14 protein-coding genes are annotated in these 13165 nt (G+C 58.2%); 9 read left to right on the forward strand and 5 right to left on the reverse strand.

Annotation, left to right across the window (positions count from 1 at the left end):
* Positions 1-9 precede the first annotated feature (9 nt).
* The 3 genes from bhcB (at position 10) to bhcD (ending at position 3207) form a co-directional block, all read left to right on the forward strand.
* A complete protein-coding gene (bhcB, locus tag ACR0LX_RS11650; RefSeq protein ID WP_480783864.1) occupies positions 10-981 on the forward strand; it encodes a beta-hydroxyaspartate dehydratase BhcB in 972 nt (323 codons plus the stop codon).
* 11 nt (positions 982-992) lie between these two features.
* On the forward strand, positions 993-2156 hold the full coding sequence (gene bhcC / locus ACR0LX_RS11655) for a 3-hydroxy-D-aspartate aldolase BhcC (RefSeq protein ID WP_480783865.1): 1164 nt from the start codon (positions 993-995) through the stop codon (positions 2154-2156).
* Between the two features lie 85 nt (positions 2157-2241).
* Positions 2242-3207 carry an iminosuccinate reductase BhcD gene (bhcD, locus tag ACR0LX_RS11660; RefSeq protein ID WP_480783866.1) on the forward strand — a complete coding sequence of 322 codons (966 nt, stop codon included), beginning with the start codon at positions 2242-2244 and terminating at the stop codon, positions 3205-3207.
* A 56-nt stretch (positions 3208-3263) separates the two neighbouring features.
* On the opposite strand, the gene ACR0LX_RS11665 is transcribed toward bhcD, so the two are convergent.
* Both ACR0LX_RS11665 and ACR0LX_RS11670 read right to left on the reverse strand, forming a co-directional pair.
* A complete protein-coding gene (locus tag ACR0LX_RS11665) occupies positions 3264-4049 on the reverse strand; it encodes an inositol monophosphatase family protein (protein ID WP_480783867.1) in 786 nt (261 codons plus the stop codon).
* A 96-nt stretch (positions 4050-4145) separates the two neighbouring features.
* A complete protein-coding gene (locus ACR0LX_RS11670) occupies positions 4146-5051 on the reverse strand; it encodes a LysR family transcriptional regulator (protein ID WP_480783868.1) in 906 nt (301 codons plus the stop codon).
* Positions 5052-5146: 95 nt separating this feature from the next.
* Here ACR0LX_RS11670 and metF point away from each other — a divergent pair, with 95 nt between their 5' ends.
* Entirely contained in the window at positions 5147-6013 is an 867-nt protein-coding gene (metF, locus tag ACR0LX_RS11675; RefSeq protein ID WP_480572713.1) for a methylenetetrahydrofolate reductase [NAD(P)H], read from the forward strand.
* Between the two features lie 143 nt (positions 6014-6156).
* A complete protein-coding gene (locus ACR0LX_RS11680; RefSeq protein WP_480783869.1) occupies positions 6157-6819 on the forward strand; it encodes a DnaJ domain-containing protein in 663 nt (220 codons plus the stop codon).
* 66 nt (positions 6820-6885) lie between these two features.
* Here ACR0LX_RS11680 and ACR0LX_RS11685 read toward each other — a convergent pair whose 3' ends face one another.
* Positions 6886-7404, reverse strand: a complete 519-nt coding sequence (locus ACR0LX_RS11685; protein ID WP_480572709.1) for a YHS domain-containing (seleno)protein — start codon at positions 7402-7404, stop codon at positions 6886-6888.
* Positions 7405-7650: 246 nt separating this feature from the next.
* On the opposite strand from ACR0LX_RS11685, the gene yghU reads away from it, so the two are divergent.
* Positions 7651-8526 carry a glutathione-dependent disulfide-bond oxidoreductase gene (gene yghU / locus ACR0LX_RS11690; RefSeq protein WP_480783870.1) on the forward strand — a complete coding sequence of 292 codons (876 nt, stop codon included), beginning with the start codon at positions 7651-7653 and terminating at the stop codon, positions 8524-8526.
* 13 nt (positions 8527-8539) lie between these two features.
* On the opposite strand, the gene ACR0LX_RS11695 is transcribed toward yghU, so the two are convergent.
* Together ACR0LX_RS11695 and ACR0LX_RS11700 are read right to left on the reverse strand one after the other, a co-directional pair.
* Positions 8540-9328, reverse strand: a complete 789-nt coding sequence (locus ACR0LX_RS11695; RefSeq protein WP_480783871.1) for an SseB family protein — start codon at positions 9326-9328, stop codon at positions 8540-8542.
* Positions 9321-9908, reverse strand: coding sequence for a uracil-DNA glycosylase family protein (locus tag ACR0LX_RS11700; RefSeq protein ID WP_480783872.1), 588 nt, complete (start codon positions 9906-9908; stop codon positions 9321-9323). Before ACR0LX_RS11700 ends, ACR0LX_RS11695 begins: the two co-directional genes overlap by 8 nt.
* Before the next feature lie 204 nt (positions 9909-10112).
* Between ACR0LX_RS11700 and ACR0LX_RS11705 the strand changes: the two genes are divergently transcribed.
* From ACR0LX_RS11705 to kdsA, 3 genes are read left to right on the forward strand one after another with little or no spacing between them, the layout of a single operon-like run.
* Positions 10113-10772 (forward strand): ABC transporter ATP-binding protein, encoded by a 660-nt coding sequence (locus ACR0LX_RS11705; RefSeq protein WP_480783873.1) that lies wholly within the window; start codon positions 10113-10115, stop codon positions 10770-10772.
* Positions 10750-12318, forward strand: coding sequence for a KpsE/RkpR family capsule polysaccharide export protein (locus ACR0LX_RS11710; RefSeq protein ID WP_480783874.1), 1569 nt, complete (start codon positions 10750-10752; stop codon positions 12316-12318). The genes ACR0LX_RS11705 and ACR0LX_RS11710 overlap by 23 nt, the downstream gene beginning before the upstream one ends.
* A gap of 6 nt (positions 12319-12324) precedes the next feature.
* Complete coding sequence (kdsA, locus tag ACR0LX_RS11715) at positions 12325-13158, forward strand: 3-deoxy-8-phosphooctulonate synthase (RefSeq protein ID WP_480783875.1); 834 nt, start codon at positions 12325-12327, stop codon at positions 13156-13158.
* Positions 13159-13165 lie beyond the last annotated feature (7 nt).

The following is a 13165-nucleotide window of genomic DNA, read 5'->3' on the forward strand; positions in this document are numbered from 1 at the left end:
GAGCTTCTGATGTTGGACCATATTCCCGCTGCCGACCTGACGGTCGACGATATGCGCGCTGCACAGGATCGGATCAGGCCGTATATCCGGCAAACTCCGGTTCTGCACTCGGACTATCTGAACGATCTGGCCGGAGCCCAGTTGTTTTTCAAATGCGAGAACTTTCAGGAGGCCGGCGCCTTCAAAGTGCGCGGCGCATGCAATGCGGTGTTCGGCCTTGACGATGACAAGGCCCTAAAGGGCGTCTGTACGCATTCGAGTGGCAATCACGCATTGTCTCTTTCCTATGCTGCCGGTCGCCGGGGCATACCGTGCAACGTCGTTATGCCGCGCACTGCGCCACAGGCCAAGAAGGATGCGGTTCGCCGGTATGGGGGCACGATCACCGAATGCGAGCCGTCGACCTCATCGCGCGAGGCCACTTTTGCCGAAGTTCAGGCAAAGACCGGCGGCGAATTCGTACACCCCTACAACGATCCCAGAGTGATCGCGGGTCAGGCAACCTGCTCGGCCGAATTGCTGGAACAGACAGGCGGCGTTGACGCGGTTATTGCGCCGATTGGTGGCGGTGGGATGGTCTCGGGCACCTGTCTGACGGTTTCTAACCTGGCCCCTGAAACCGCGATCTATGCGGCAGAGCCCGAGCAGGCGGATGATGCATATCGGTCGTTCAAGGCGGGCCACATCATCGCTGATGACGCGCCGAAAACCATAGCCGACGGGTTGCTTGTGCCGCTCAAGGAAAACACCTGGCATTTTGTGTCCAAGAACGTGACGGACATTTTCACTGCATCGGATGCCGAAATCGTCGATGCGATGAAGCTGACCTGGAAATATCTACGCGTGGTGATGGAGCCATCTTCGGCAGTGCCCCTCGCGACCATTCTTAAGAACCCGGACATATTCCGCGGCAAACGCGTTGGCGTGATTGTCACCGGCGGCAACGTGGATCTGGACAAACTGCCCTGGCTGAAAGGGTAAGGAGGAACGAGATGAACAAACCCGTAAACATCAATGAACTGGACGTCGGTTTCGATATCCCTGCCGCGATCGGCATGGACGAGAGCGAGATCCAAACCCCATGCCTGATCCTTGATCTGGACGCGCTCGAGCGGAACATCAAGAAGATGGGCGACTATGCAAAGGCGCACGGGATGCGTCACCGCGTGCACGGCAAGATGCACAAATCGGTTGATGTCGCAAAGCTGCAGGAAAAGCTGGGTGGCGCGGTTGGCGTGTGTTGCCAGAAAGTATCCGAGGCCGAGGTTTTTGCGCGCGGCGGCATCAAGGACATTCTGGTATCCAATCAGGTGCGTGATCCAGCCAAGATCAACCGGCTGGCGCAGCTGCCAAAGCTTGGTGCCCGCACGATTGTCTGTGTCGATGACGTTGACAACGTCGCCGATCTGTCGGCAGCCGCGGTCAACCACGGAACAGAGCTTGAGGTCTTTGTCGAGATCGACTGCGGCGCTGGCCGCTGTGGCGTGACCACCACCCCAGCGGTCATTGAGATCGCCAAGGCTGTCGAAGAAGCACCCAACCTGAAATTCACCGGCATTCAAGCCTATCAGGGCGCGATGCAGCACCTCGACACCTATGAGGCCCGCAAGGAAAAGCTGGACACTGCCATCGCTATGGTCAAGGACGCGGTTGATGGGCTCAAGGCCGAAGGGATCGACTGCGAACTGGTCTCGGGCGGCGGTACCGGGTCGTATTATTTCGAAAGCAATTCGGGCGTTTATAACGAGCTTCAGTGCGGCTCCTACGCGTTCATGGATGCGGACTATGGTCGAATTCTGGACGAGAACGGCAAGCGGATCGATCAGGGCGAATGGGAGAACGCGCTGTTCATTCTGACCAGCGTTATGAGCCACGCCAAAGCGGATAAAGCCATCTGCGACGCAGGCCTCAAGGCGCAGTCGGTCGATAGTGGGTTGCCTTTCATCTATGGTCGCGACGATGTCGAATACCTCAAATGCTCGGACGAGCACGGCGTGATCGGCGATCCTGACGCTGTTCTGAAGGTCAACGACAAGCTGCGTCTCGTGCCCGGCCATTGCGACCCGACCTGCAATGTCCACGATTGGTATGTCGGTGTTCGAAACGGCAAGGTCGAAGCCCTTTGGCCGGTTTCGGCACGCGGCAAAGCGTACTGAACACGGTTTTTGTTGATCAACGGGGCGGCGTTTCCACCCGCCCCGTTTGCATTGCGGCCATCACGGCACGAGAAAGGCACAAACGATGATCATCGTACCTGAAAAGGAAATCAGCGCCCTGTTGGGGCGGACGGAAAGTTACGAGGCGGTCGAGCAGGTTTTTGCCGCGATGGCCTCGGGCGATGCGTATAACTTTCCGGTGGTGCGCGAGGCCATTGGTCACGCCGATGCGCTTTATGGATTCAAAGGTGGGTTTGACCGGGCGGGCATGACGCTGGGCCTAAAGGCCGGTGGGTATTGGCCCAACAATCTTGAAACACATGGGCTGATCAATCACCAGTCGACCGTATTTCTGTTTGACCCGGACACAGGACGGGTCAAGGCGGTGGTCGGTGGCAACCTTCTGACTGCGCTCAGAACCGCTGCGGCCTCTTCGGTTTCGATCAATCATCTGGCGCGTAAGGACGCCAAGGTCATCGGGATGGTTGGAGCGGGGCATCAGGCCAAATTCCAGCTACGGGCCGCGCTGGAACAGCGCGCGTTTGAAAAGGTCATCGGTTGGAACCTGCATCCCGAGATGCTGCCAAACATTGCCGAAGTCGCAGACGAAGCGGGATTGCCATTTGAGGCCGTGGACCTGTCGGGACTGACAGAGGCGGATGTCATAATCACCATCACCTCTTCCTTTGCCCCGTCCCTGATGTCAGAGCATGTCTCGGACGGCACGCACATCGCCTGCATGGGAACTGACACCATTGGCAAACAAGAGATCGCCACCGATCTGGTCGCCCGTGCGCGCGTCTTTACCGACGAAGTTGCGCAATCGATAACGCTAGGCGAATGTCAGCACGCGGTCGCCGCAGGCTCGAAGACCGAAGCCGATATTCGGCAAATTGGCGAGGTGATCAACGGCACGCATCCCGGGCGACAGTCGGACGACGAAGTGACTCTGTTCGATGGTACAGGCGTCGGCTTACAGGATCTGGCCGTCGCAAGCGCGGTTGTTGATCTGGCCGTGAAGCAAGGCATCGCGATTGAAGTTGACTTCTGAACAACAAAGCGCGCCTCAAACGGGGCGCGCCTTTCGCTTTCAGGTAAGCGGAGTGCTTAGCCGCGGATAACCTTGGCGAACGTGTCAAAGATCGGCTCATTGGCGCAGATCACTTCGCCATCGTCCAACACGCTGCCCTCGGGGTTCAGCGGCTGAACAAAGCCTCCGGCTTCCTTGACGATGATAATACCGGCGGCCAGATCCCAGGCATTCAGGCGGCGTTCCCAGAACCCTTCGTAACGACCGGCGGCCACATAGGCCATGTCCAGCGCCGCGGCGCCCCAGCGGCGCACGCCGGCGCAGGCGGGCATCAGGCGGGCCAAGTCCTGCAATGTCGCCGGCAGGTCCGAGCGACCTCCGAACGTCAGACCGGTCGAAAAGATCGATTCGATCATGCGATGGCGGCCCGAGACACGAATTCGAGTGTCATTCATCCACGCGCCTTCGCCCTTTTCGGCAAAGAACATCTCATCCTTGGCAGCATCATAGATCACACCGGCTACGATCTTGCCTTTGTGTTCCAGCGCAATCGAAACGGCCCAGTGCGGCAGACCGTGCAGAAAGTTGGTGGTGCCGTCCAACGGGTCGACGATCCAGCGGCGGGTCGGGTCTTCGCCATCGATGGATCCGCCCTCTTCGGCCAGCCAGCCATAGGTGGGACGCGCGCCCAGCAGTTCCTCTTTCAGGATCGCCTCGGCGGCGATGTCGGCCTTGGAAACAAAGTCCCCCGCGCCTTTCATCGACACTTGCAGGTTCTCGACTTCACGAAAATCCTTGACCAGAGACCGCCCCGCCTTGCGCGCGGCTTTGATCATGATGTTGAGATTTGCACTGCCAACCATTGTCCAAAGGCTCCTGTCCGGTCAAACCGCGCGTATACTGGGGCAATGCGTCCTTGCCAAGAGGAATGATGCGCATAGCAGACCCGCAATTTACGCCTATTCCGACTGCAACTTGCGCGCCTCGGTCCGGGCCAGTTTCACCAACTCCTGAACAAAGGGTTTTTCCAGATCCTCGGACCGCACAGCGGCGTAGAGCCTGCGCGTGATCCCGTCTTTGGTCAGGGGCCGTGTGACGTAGTCCGAGTTGTACTTGACCTCGCGCACCACCCAGTCGGGCAGGACCGATATGCCCCGGTTCGAGGCGACGAGCAACAGGATTACTGCGGTCAGTTCAACCTGTCGGATCGTCGCCGGTTCCACCCGCGCGGGGATCAATAACTGGCTGAACACGTCCAGACGCGTGCGTTCGACGGGATAGGTGATCAGGGTCTGCCCGCGAAAATCCTCGGCCTCGATATAGGTCTTCCTGGCCAGCGGGTGCGCCGAAGCCGCGACAAAAACCGCGTTATAGTCAAATAGCTCCACGAATTCGACGCCCGGCAAATTCTCGGGGTCGGATGAAACGACCAGGTCCACCTCTTCTTTTTGCAGGGCCGGTAAGGCGTCGAAGGCCAGTCCGGGGCGGATGTCGACATCCACGTCAGGCCAGGATTTTCGAAAGTTTTCCAGCACGGGAAACAGCCATTCGAAACAAGCGTGGCATTCGATCGCGATATGCATGCGCCCGGTCTTGCCGTCGCGCAGCGACGAAAACTCATCCTGCATCGCCTCGACCTGCGGTAATATCTGTTCGGCCAAACGCAACAGACGCAACCCCGCAGCCGACAGTTTCATCGGTTTGGACCGACGCAGGAACAGTTCGACCCCGGCCTGATCCTCCAACCCCTTGATCTGATGGCTCAGCGCCGATTGCGTGATGTTGAGCTGATCCGCAGCCCGGGCCAGACCGCCGCATTCATGGATCGCCTTGATGGTGCGCAGGTGCCGGAATTCGATATGCATCTTTCACATGACTCATGTTGTTCTTGAGCAATATGAATTTGTCTCACATTGCCAGACATGGCACAAGGGCACAAACGACAACCCGAGAGGCCATGATGACCCAGCCCGAGATATCCTTTGAGTTCTTTCCGCCCCAGACGCTTGAGGCATCCTTCCGGCTTTGGGATACGGTTCAGACACTCGCGCCGCTGGAACCCCGGTTTGTGTCGGTGACTTACGGCGCGGGTGGAACAACGCGTGAATTGACGCGCGATGCGGTTGCGACTTTGCACAAATCATCTGGTCTCAAGGTGGCCGCGCATCTGACATGCGTGGATGCGTCGCGTCAGGAAACCCTGGATATCGCCGATAGTTTTGCGCGCGCCGGGGTCGAGAACATTGTTGCCTTGCGGGGCGATCCCCCGAAAGGAACCGACCGCTTTGAGCCGCACCCGGACGGTTTCGCCAATTCTGTCGAGCTGATTTCGGCGCTGGCCGAAACCGAGATGTTCAATATCCGCGTTGGCGCATACCCTGACATCCACCCCGAAGCTCAAAACGCGCGCACGGATATCGATTGGCTCAAGGCCAAATTGGACGCCGGTGCGGACGAGGCGCTGACGCAGTTCTTTTTCGAGGCCGAGACTTTCTTCCGCTTTCGCGACGCCTGCGCCAAAGCCGGGATCGACAAGCCGATCGTCCCGGGCATATTGCCCATCGAAAATTGGAAAGGTGCGCGGAACTTTGCACGGCGCTGCGGGACGCGCATACCGGACTGGGTCGAGCAAGCGTTTGAGAAGGCACTGCGCGACGACCGCGAAGAGCTGTTGGCAACAGCGCTCTGCACCGAGTTGTGTTCCGACCTGATCGACGGTGGTGTGGACAAGCTGCACTTTTATACGCTCAACCGCCCGGAACTGACCCGTGACGTTTGCTTTGCGTTGGGGATCACGCCGCGCACCGCCTTGCAGAACGTTGCCTGACGCCTTGGGATTCGACTTTCGCAACAATCCGGGTTTGGCGTAGCGACTGTGCGCCAAACCACTGCCAATACACGGGAAAATTTGACAAAAATGTGACCGATGGCAAACTGGCCTTGGTTAAGTTTTGAAGAGTTTTCCGAGTTATGGAACCAGTAAACAAAGTGAATGCACGGGCCGAGGCCCTGCAAGCCCTCGGGCTATCCCAAGGCGCAACAGCCAGAGACATTCGCAATGCCTGGCGCGACATCGCCTTTCATGCACATCCCGACCACACCGGCGGGGATTATTCCGATTTCTCGAAGGCCAAGACCGCGTATGATTTTCTGCGCAAAGAGGGTCTGACAACGACAGGCCCAGACGGTCCGGCCACACCGAAGCGTCCGACACTGAAAAAGCGATTGATCGATCTGGCCGCGTCAGAAATCGAAATTTGCCGCGGCATGCTGCGCCCGGATCAGGCGCTGTGCCACATGCGGGGCAATCAGGACGAAGCTCCGGGTGCCGTCGACTCAGAAATTGCGGATCACGTGCCGGACGCCATCGGATGTTTCGGGCGAGAATTGACGTATTTTGTCACAACGCCGGTCTGCGAGGGTTCGAACCGCGTGGCTTTGCCCACGTCGGTCCTGGCCAGTGGTCGAAAGTCCGACCCCGAAATCCTGTCGTTCCAGTCCAAGAACGCAGGTCCGGGCGAAGTCATCGTCCCCGACACCATCCGCGAGCGGAAATTCCCCGGGGCCAAGAGTGTCAAAATCCGGTTCGAAGCGGATCAGAGCATGCGCGACGCGTTCTGGCTCGCCTCGTAGATACGGCCATATGACAGACAAAAGCCCGGCCGAATTGGGACCGGGCTTTCATACTATCCGTCCTGATTAGTTCGAGATCGGACCTTCCGAGGTAAATTTCGGGATCACGCTGGTCGATGCGGCATCCGATTCAATACCAGGCCAGTTGCCTTCGGCCAGATTGATGTTGCCGGGCACGTCCTCTTCCCAGAATCCAACAACCACATCAGTGATGTTCAGATACAGCTTGTCATCAACAATTCGCCACAGGTTTGGATTGGCCGGAACCTTGCCACCCTTTGAGACGCCATAGGCGCAGTGACCGTCATACTGGGGGGCGTAGAAGGCTGGGTTTTCAAGGAACTTGTCACGGTTTTCTTCACTGGCAAAAGCCCAGGTGGCGCCGTTGTAGTCGGCAGTGATGTCCGCACGACCGCGCACTGGCGCAGGCTGCGACTGGCCAATCGCTGACTGATCCAGACTGCGATACGAGACGACATCGTAGCCCGAGACTGCAAATCCGGTTCCATCGACATATTGGTCCCCAGCGAAAACGGGTGCAGCAAATGCAAGGGCGAATGCGGTGGTCAGCGCAAAGCGTTTCATGTGGTAATCCTTCGTATCCTTACGGTTTCAGGGTGCCCGAACTGCGGGTCTGAACAGACAATAGGTGATTCTGAGGATACGCGAAGTGCACCTCGCGCCCCTGTGACCATCAAACAGCAAACGTGAGGGCGAAAGGGCCGGATTGTTACAAAACCTGTCGATCATCAGGGGTTGGACTTTGCCGATTGCAATATTAGCTGTCAGAACAGCCGCCCGCTGACCGGGCTTTGATAAGGAATGCAGGACATGAGCGATCAATCCACCTACACCCCTCCGAAGGTCTGGACCTGGGACAGCGAAAGCGGTGGGCAGTTTGCCAATATCAACCGGCCAATCGCCGGGGCGACGCATGACAAGGATCTGCCGGTCGGGAAGCACCCGCTTCAGCTTTATTCGCTGGCGACACCCAACGGGGTCAAAGTAACCATCATGCTCGAGGAGTTGCTGGCCTTGGGTCATTCCGAGGCCGAATACAACGCCTGGCTTATCAACATCGGTGAGGGCGATCAATTTGGCTCGGGCTTTGTCGATGCCAACCCGAACTCGAAGATTCCCGCGTTGTGGGACCGGTCAGGCGAAAACCCGGTCCGGGTATTCGAAAGCGCCTCGATCCTGTTTCATTTGGCAGAAAAGTTTGGCGCGCTCCTGCCCGAAGCGGGCCCGGAACGCACCGAAGTGATGAATTGGGTGTTCTGGCAGATGGGCAGCGCGCCCTATCTGGGTGGCGGGTTTGGCCATTTCTACGCCTACGCACCGGAAAAATGGCAATATCCGATTGATCGATTTGCCATGGAAGCCAAACGCCAATTGCACGTCCTGGATCGGGAACTGGAAAACAAGACCTATATCGCAGGTGACGAGTATACGATCGCTGATATCGCCATCTGGCCCTGGTACGGGCAATTGGTTCTGGGCCGTCTTTATGAGGCGGCAGAATTTCTGGACGTCGAATCGTACAAGAACGTTATGCGGTGGGCCAAGACCATCGACGCCCGTCCGACAGTTCAGCGTGGACGCATGGTCAACCGGCCGTTTGGCGAGCTGCACACCCAACTGCATGAACGCCACGATGCCAGTGACTTTGAGACCCGCACCCAGGACAAGCTTGAGCCCGCGGACTAAGCAGCCGGAATTTCTATTTTAGAATTGGGGGCCGCGCGGGATCACTGCCCGGGGCGGCCCTTTCCATCGCTGGTGCATGTGGCTGCGGCAGATCAAACCGCAAACCGACCCGAGCCAGAGCCTGTGCTGCAGGGTCGTCTGCCGCAAAGAACCCCACATCCAGCGCGCCAGCTTCTATCCCAGAGAACGTAAGCGCCTCGGATACGGCGCGGGCCAAAGCCGGTTCTGCGCCCTCGACCGTGGCCACAAACCCCAACAGGTGGCCTTGTCCGCCGGACTTGGATTTGGTTCCCACAAGAAAAGCCGCAGCGGCCAATCCTGCTGCTGTCGCCAATTTGGCGTCCAAAGCCTTCAGCAAGGTTTCCGGCAAACCCGCCGGTGGCAGAAACGCGGCGAACTCTTGCTGCACCTCTTCTGGCCCGTGTTGCAGTGTTTCCGACAGCCAGCCCAACGCCTCGGACGGGATCAGCATCGATGACGGCGCCACTTCAAGGTTCAGGCCCAGCCCGACCGCTTGCCCTGACAACATCGAAGACAACACCCGGCCCGACAAAGCAACGTAGGGTACAGGACGTCCGGCAAATTGTGCCAGACGTTCTTCACGATCAAAGGCCAGAACGAACCGTCCATCCGCCACTTCGAACAATTCTGGCGAGATGTTTTCGTCCCGCGCCTCTTTGGTCAGCATCAAAAACAGCTCGGAATCTGCCAGGCGCTCGAAAAACCGCAACCGCGCCGCGTCGTCTTGCGGCGCAGCTTCCATCGCAGCATGCGCCCTGTCTAATGCGGTTGTGTCAGTCATTCAGCACCTCTTGCACCCGGGCCCGCAGAACCGGCAACAGGTCGGCCTCGAACCAGGGGTTTTTCTTCAGCCAAGCCGTATTGCGCCAGGACGGATGAGGCAAGGCAAAGACCCGCGGCGCATGGTCCCGCCAGTTCCGCACTGTCTCCGTTACCGATGTTTTGGTGCCGAGATGATAGGTATGCGCGTGCCCGCCGACCAGGACGGTCAAGGGCACCTCGCCCAACGTGGCCATCACCTTGTCATGCCAGGTTCGGCGGCAAACCGCAGGCGGCGGTAAGTCGGCCTTTCGGTCGTTGTAGCCGGGAAAGCAAAATGCCATCGGGACGACTGATACAACGGAAAGGTCGTAAAAAGTCTGCTCGGTCAAACCAAGCCAGTCGCGCAGCCGATCCCCGGAGGGATCGGTGAAGGGCCGGCCAGACTCGTGCACGCGCGCCCCGGGTGCCTGCCCGGCAATTAGCAGACGCGCGCCGGGTCGAAACCAGACAACCGGCCGCGGCTGATGCGCTGTTGCGGTCCGGGCGAACCGGTCTTCGCAGATCCGGCAGGATTCAATGTCTTTGTTCAGGTTGGTCATGTCTCGGTCGCGCGTTCCATCGGCTATCGGATGAACATATAACCCCAGACTACTACGTTCAGAACCATCCCGAGATCACACCTGCCTGATGGCTTGCGGATGCGCATTGATCATTTGTTTCATAATTCGACATAATGTAGCCAACATGGATCGGTAGAACCCACGTCTTCAAAGCGGCGCAAAACAAAGAAAAACAGGCCTCGCATGCTGGAATTTGAGAATGTCAGCAAGTCCTTCTGGACCGGAACGCGCCGCAAGGTGATTCTGGACCGGGTCTCGTTTCGCGTTGAACTTGGCACCTCGCTGGGTGTGCTGGCCCCGAACGGTACAGGAAAGACGACGCTGATCAACATGATGGCCGGTCTGGAAAAACCGGATGAAGGCGTGATCCGCCGCGAATGTCGCGTGTCCTTTCCGATGGGCTTTACGGGCGGCGTCGCCAAACGTCTGTCCGCGCTGGAAAACGCGCGCTATATCGCGAATATCTACGGCATGGACCCTGATTACGTCGAAGCGTATTGCAAGTGGCTGTGCAATCTGGGTGAGTATTTCGATCAACCGCTGGGCACATACTCGTCAGGGATGCGAGCCCGGTTCACGTTTGCGCTGATGCTGGCGCTGGATTTCGACATGTACCTGATTGACGAAGGAATGCCGTCGACTACGGATGTCGAATTCAACAAAAAGGCGGGCGACATCCTGCGGGAACGGCTGCGCACGACAACATTGGTACTCGTGTCCCACAACCCCTCGGTTCTGGAAAAATTTGCCCGTCAGGCAGCCGTTTTGCTGGACGGGCAATTGTATATGTTTGACTCCTTGGAAGAGGCGAAGCAGCTTTATGACTACCAAACCCAAGGCTAGAAAATACAACCCCAACCGCTCGCCCAGCGGTGAAGGCACGGCAGAGGCGCGTTCCGACGCAATTGCCCGGATCAGGCGTGCAACACAGGATCACGACCAGCCGCAAGAGGTCAGCCCCGCGACCGATATCGACGCAATCAAACGCGAAGGTCTGACTGGGCGACAATTACGCGTCGCACGGCGGCTAGCGCAAAAGAACGGGTTGCCGGCCACCTCGGACTATGACGCGGTGCGCCTGTTGCGGCAAAAGGGCATTGATCCGTTTCAGCGGGCGAACCTGCTGGATCTGGCAGCCAATGACCAACCAAAATCGGACGCGGCGAAGGTCAAGGTTCAATTGCCGCAGACGATGGGTGATGCGCCCAAAAATCTGCCCGGCCCCGAGCTGAGCCCAAGCCAGCGCCGGGAATTCGAAATCGGCCAGATCCAGAAGGACATCGCCCGGCGGCGCAAGCGCAAACTGTTTGCCATGTTCGCGCGACTGGCGGTGTTTGTTTTTCTGCCCACCATTGTTGTCGGCTATTACTTCTATCGCGTGGCGACCCCGATGTATGCCAGCTCTTCAGCATTTTCAATTCTTCAGGCGGATGGGGCCGCAGGCGCGATTGGCGGGTTTCTATCTGGCACCCAATACGCCACGGCGCAGGACTCAGTTGCCAGTCAGGAGTTTCTGGAGTCCAAGGATGCGCTCCAACGACTGAACAGTGACCTTGGGTTCAAGGACGTGTTCAAACAATCTTGGATCGACCCGATCCAGCGCCTGTCGCCCGACGCGACGCTCGAAGAAGAATACAAGCTTTATAAGAAAGTGGTCACCATCGGATATGACCCTTCGGACGGCATCGTCCGCATGGAGGTGGCGACGCCAGACCCGGACTATTCGGTCGAGGTTTCACAACGCCTGATCCAATACGCAGAAGAAACCATCAACAACCTGTCCGAGCTGAAACGCGAGGATCAGATGCGCGAAGCGCTCAACAGCTTTGAGAATGCGCAGGCCGCGCGCAAACAGGCGCAGGAGGACCTGATCGAGTTGCAACTGCAAGGCGCGGTGCTGGATCCGCAAAGTGTGATTCTCAGCCTGCGGACCCGTATCGACCAGTTCGAGCTTCAGCTTCAGGACAAAGAGCTGCAACTGGCGGCTTTGTTGGACAATCTGCGGCCCAATCAGGCCAAGGTGGATGGTGTTCGCGCCGATATTGAACGCCTCGAGGCGGTTCTAGCAGAATTGAATGCCGAAATGCTGGATGTCTCTGCCGGCGAAAACTCGCTGGCGCGCCTGAACGTCCGGATTCAGATGGCGCAGGCGGACCTTGCTGCGCGGGACATGATGCTGCAATCGGCAATGCAGCAAGTGGAAACCACGCGGACCGAAGCGAACCGCAAGGTGCGCTATCTGACCGTCTCGGTGAACCCCGTTGCCAGTCAGTCGCCCACCTATCCGCGCAAGTTCGAAAATACGATTTTGGCTTTCCTGTTGTTTGCTGGTATCTACCTGATGATCTCGCTTACCGCGTCGGTCCTTCGTGAACAGGTATCCTCGTAAAGACACATGAAACATGTAAAAATCGCCGACATCACCGTCGGCAACGATCTTCCGCTGACCGTCATTGCCGGTCCCTGCCAGCTTGAAACAGCAGATCACGCGCAGATGATCGCGGGCACAATGAAAGAAGCCTGCGAGGCCGTAGGCGCGCAGTATGTTTTCAAGGCTTCATACGACAAAGCCAATCGCACCTCACTTTCCGGCAAGCGCGGCATGGGGATCGATGCGGGCCTCAAGGTTCTCGATGATATCCGCACGGGTATGGGCATCCCGGTCCTGACCGATGTTCATACCGAAGCACAATGTGCCATCGCCGCTGAAGCCGTGGATATCCTGCAAATCCCTGCATTCCTGTGCCGCCAGACAGATATGCTGCTGGCCGCTGGAAGCACCGGTAAAGCGGTGAACGTGAAAAAGGGGCAGTTCCTTTCCCCGTGGGAGATGCCAAACATCGTCACCAAGATCGAAAGCACCGGGAATCAGAACATCCTTCTGACCGAGCGTGGAACCTCGTTCGGCTACAACACGCTGGTGGCGGATATGCGGTCTTTGCCGCAGATGGCCAAGACCGGTTACCCGGTGGTTATGGACGCGACCCATTCGGTGCAACAACCGGGCGGCCAAGGCGGATCGTCGGGCGGGCAGCGCGAATTCGCTCCGGTCATGGCGCGCGCGGCGGTATCGCTGGGCGTCGGGGCCGTATTTATCGAGACGCATCAGGACCCCGACACCGCCCCGTCGGACGGGCCAAATATGATCCCGCTGGACCAAATGGGCCAACTGATTGACACATTGATGCGCTTTGATGCGCTGGCGAAAGCCAATCCTGTTCAGATTTAACGACCGA

It is taken from the genome of Ruegeria sp. CH11, assembly GCF_056537105.1.

Bases quoted from the DNA above. Each gene is read 5' to 3' on its own strand.
- bhcB (WP_480783864.1), top strand. From the start codon at position 10: ATGTTGGACCATATTCCCGCTGCCGACCTGACGGTCGACGATATGCGC.
- yghU (WP_480783870.1), top strand. From the start codon at position 7,651: ATGAGCGATCAATCCACCTACACCCCTCCGAAGGTCTGGACCTGGGAC.
- metF (WP_480572713.1), top strand. From the start codon at position 5,147: ATGACCCAGCCCGAGATATCCTTTGAGTTCTTTCCGCCCCAGACGCTT.
- ACR0LX_RS11705 (WP_480783873.1), top strand. From the start codon at position 10,113: ATGCTGGAATTTGAGAATGTCAGCAAGTCCTTCTGGACCGGAACGCGC.
- ACR0LX_RS11670 (WP_480783868.1), bottom strand. From the start codon at position 5,051: ATGCATATCGAATTCCGGCACCTGCGCACCATCAAGGCGATCCATGAA.
- ACR0LX_RS11710 (WP_480783874.1), top strand. From the start codon at position 10,750: ATGACTACCAAACCCAAGGCTAGAAAATACAACCCCAACCGCTCGCCC.
- kdsA (WP_480783875.1), top strand. From the start codon at position 12,325: ATGAAACATGTAAAAATCGCCGACATCACCGTCGGCAACGATCTTCCG.
- bhcC (WP_480783865.1), top strand. From the start codon at position 993: ATGAACAAACCCGTAAACATCAATGAACTGGACGTCGGTTTCGATATC.
- bhcD (WP_480783866.1), top strand. From the start codon at position 2,242: ATGATCATCGTACCTGAAAAGGAAATCAGCGCCCTGTTGGGGCGGACG.
- ACR0LX_RS11700 (WP_480783872.1), bottom strand. From the start codon at position 9,908: ATGACCAACCTGAACAAAGACATTGAATCCTGCCGGATCTGCGAAGAC.
- ACR0LX_RS11695 (WP_480783871.1), bottom strand. From the start codon at position 9,328: ATGACTGACACAACCGCATTAGACAGGGCGCATGCTGCGATGGAAGCT.
- ACR0LX_RS11665 (WP_480783867.1), bottom strand. From the start codon at position 4,049: ATGGTTGGCAGTGCAAATCTCAACATCATGATCAAAGCCGCGCGCAAG.
- ACR0LX_RS11680 (WP_480783869.1), top strand. From the start codon at position 6,157: ATGGAACCAGTAAACAAAGTGAATGCACGGGCCGAGGCCCTGCAAGCC.
- ACR0LX_RS11685 (WP_480572709.1), bottom strand. From the start codon at position 7,404: ATGAAACGCTTTGCGCTGACCACCGCATTCGCCCTTGCATTTGCTGCA.